Origin of the sequence: Mesorhizobium sp. M5C.F.Ca.IN.020.32.2.1, from assembly GCF_004023105.1 — a bacterium.
Taxonomy (GTDB): Bacteria; Pseudomonadota; Alphaproteobacteria; order Rhizobiales; family Rhizobiaceae; genus Mesorhizobium; species Mesorhizobium wenxiniae.
Map to the genome: position 1 here is coordinate 1 of NZ_RZSX01001494.1, position 737 is coordinate 737.

The window sequence follows — 737 nt, forward strand, 5'->3', positions numbered from 1 at the left end:
GTCAAGGCCGGCGAGACGCTGGTGGTCGTCGAGGCGATGAAGATGGAAAACGTGCTGCGCGCCGAGCGCGATCTTACCGTGTCGAAACTCAAGGCTAAGCCGGGCGACAGCCTCGCAGTCGATGCGGTGATCATGGAATTCGCGTGAGGCTGAAACCCGCCCCGACGCCCGTCAGAAGTTGGCGGGACAGCGCCCTTTCTGCATCCTACGAGATCGGCGAAAGCCGAGATGACAGCCAATCCCCCACTGGAGGGGGAGATGTCGGGCAGGACAGGGGGGCGCGAAGGAACGCGACTTCCAAAGCACGCTCACTACAGGATGGACGAGGCGAGGCCGTGAGGAATTCAAATTTTCTGCTGTCGCAGGTATTTGTTCTTTCTTTGTTCCGGCAGCTATGTTACTAACCTTGGTATGGTGCTGGTTTGCGCCGACGGTTTTTGTTCAGGCTTCTTTTCGACTAACGTGGTGGGTGCTGCGGACTTAACTCGGCTCCTCGCGCCACGGCTCGACGACGCAAAGAGCGTCAATCCACGCATGAAAACTTGGTGCAACCTCATCGACGGTTCCAAAGTCGTGATCGAAGAACCAAATTGCCCGCATGCCGGCGCTGTCACCGCCGAGCTGGTCTGCATTGAAGCAGAACTTGTATCCGGACCCATCGCTCGCGATAGCTACAAGCCGATCAGGCATCCCGATCTCACGCCAGCTAAGCGTTTCCTCAACGATCTCCTTCGGAG

General features: G+C 57.9%; 2 protein-coding genes. One reads left to right on the plus strand and one right to left on the minus strand.

Features of this window, described 5'->3' with window-relative positions; all coding sequences use genetic code 11:
* Positions 1–147, plus strand: a 147-nt coding sequence (locus EOA86_RS37040) for a biotin/lipoyl-containing protein (protein WP_164892426.1), incomplete at its 5' end; no start/stop codon positions are given.
* A gap of 333 nt (positions 148–480) precedes the next feature.
* Here the strand turns inward: EOA86_RS37040 and EOA86_RS37045 are convergent.
* Positions 481–737: SMI1/KNR4 family protein (locus tag EOA86_RS37045; protein WP_164892427.1), on the minus strand; the 257-nt coding region annotated here is incomplete at its 5' end.